At 70.7% G+C, this 1,746-nt stretch carries 2 protein-coding genes and 1 pseudogene; all 3 read left to right on the forward strand.

Going from position 1 to position 1,746, the window contains the following annotated elements; all coding sequences use genetic code 11:
* Window positions 1-200: pseudogene (locus BN1127_RS22580) on the forward strand (DUF4381 domain-containing protein); the annotation flags it as partial.
* Window positions 197-1,174 (forward strand): VWA domain-containing protein, encoded by a 978-nt coding sequence (locus BN1127_RS01840; RefSeq protein WP_042648278.1) that lies wholly within the window; start codon window positions 197-199, stop codon window positions 1,172-1,174. The pseudogene BN1127_RS22580 and the gene BN1127_RS01840, both read left to right, overlap by 4 nt.
* Window positions 1,175-1,195: 21 nt before the next feature.
* Window positions 1,196-1,746 (forward strand): VWA domain-containing protein (locus tag BN1127_RS01845; RefSeq protein ID WP_042648279.1); only part of this gene is annotated, 551 nt, incomplete at its 3' end.

The raw sequence follows: 1,746 nt of genomic DNA on the forward strand, positions 1-1,746 counted from the left end.
ACCGCCGGGGGGGCTGTCATTTTGGCGAATTCGCCCGCCAATGGCCGGACTGGCTCTATGGCTCAGACACCCCGGATAAGGCGCAGCGGGCGCGGCTGCGCCTTGCCTACCTCAGCTGGGGGCGCCGCTGCGTCAGCGCGCCGCACTGGATGGCGCGCCCTGTGTTGTGGCGCCGCACACGCAGCGGAGGGGCCAGATGATCCTCGCCTGGCCCTGGTTTGCCCTCGCCCTGGCGCTGCCGCTGCTGGTGCGCTTCGGCCTGCCCCCGGTCTCTCGCACCGGCCGCGCCAGGCTGGCCCATGCGTGCTTCCCCCTGCTGCTGCCCCAGACTGGTCAGTCCCAGTGGCGCATGGCCCTGTGCTGGTGTGTCCTGGTGCTGGCCCTGTGCCGCCCTCAGTGGCAGGAAGCCCCCCTCATTCACTACCAGGCCAGCCGGGATCTCATCCTGGCGGTGGATCTCTCCGACAGCATGCGCACCCAGGACATGCTGGACGAGGGGGAGCAGCGCGATCGCCTCTCTGCGGTGCGCCAGCAGATAGCGCAGCTCATCGGCGAGCGCCCCGGCGATCGCATCGCCCTCATCGTCTTTGCGGATCACGCCTACCTGCTCTCCCCCCTGACCCAGGAGACCCGGGCCCTGCTGGCACTGACCCGCGAGCTCGATTTCGATCTGGTGGGTCGCACCACGGCGCTCGGCGAGGCCATACTGCTGGCCCGCCAGCACGCCGACCCCGCCCGCCCCACCGCCCTGCTGCTGGTGACGGACGGGCGCAACACCGCGGGCAACGCAGACCCCCTGACCGAGGCCAGGCGGGCAGCCGCCGCAGGCATCCGCCTCTACACCCTGGGGGTGGGGGCCGATCCCGATACCTTCGCCTCCCCCCTGGGAGGGGCCGATCCCAGCGCGGAGCTGGATGAACCCTTGTTGCAGCAACTGGCCGAACTTGGCCATGGCCGCTATTTTCGCGCCCGCAGCCAGGCCGATCTTTCGGCCATCAATCAGGCCATAGACACCCTGGAGCCGGCCGCCCGCCCGCAGACCCTCTATCGTCCCCACCATGAGCTCTATCCCTGGCCCCTGGCGCTCGCCTGGCTGCTGCTGGTGTGGCCGGCCCGACTGCGCTGGCCGGGGCGGCGAACGGACAGGGACGTTCCGGAGCCGCCCCATGAATAAGTGGCTTGAAGGAGCGTCATCATGGAGTTGATGCTGTTGCGCCCGTTCTGGCTGCTGGCCCTGCTACCCTGGCTGTGGCAGGGGTGGCGCCGTCGTCGGCAGCGCCCCCTGCTGGCCCCCGCCATGCAGGCCTATCTGTTGCCGGCCCGGGGCCGGGCCATTCCCTGGCTCTGGCTGGCCACCCTGCCGGTGATCCTGGCTCTCGCGGGCCCCGCCCTGCGCCAGCAGAGCCAGACCGTCAGCAGCCCAGCCCTCGACATTTGGTTGCTGGATCTCTCAAGCTCCATGCAGGCCAAGGATCTGCCCCCGGATAGGGCGACCCGGGTGCGCCTGTTGCTTCAGGACATGCTGGCCGAGGCGGCGGCCCGGCAGGCGCCCCATCCCCTCGGACTCATCCTGTTTGCCGGGGACGCCTACCTCGCCATGCCCCCTACCCGGGATCATCAGGCCATCTCGCTGCTGCTGCCGGACTTGCGCCCGGCCATCATGCCGCTTCAGGGCAGCGCGCCGGAGCGGGCCGTGGCGCTGGCCCTGGCGCAGATTCCCCCGGGCCAGCAGGCGCGCCTGCTGCT

Source organism: Aeromonas media (assembly GCF_000819985.1).
Taxonomy (GTDB): domain Bacteria; phylum Pseudomonadota; class Gammaproteobacteria; order Enterobacterales; family Aeromonadaceae; genus Aeromonas; species Aeromonas media.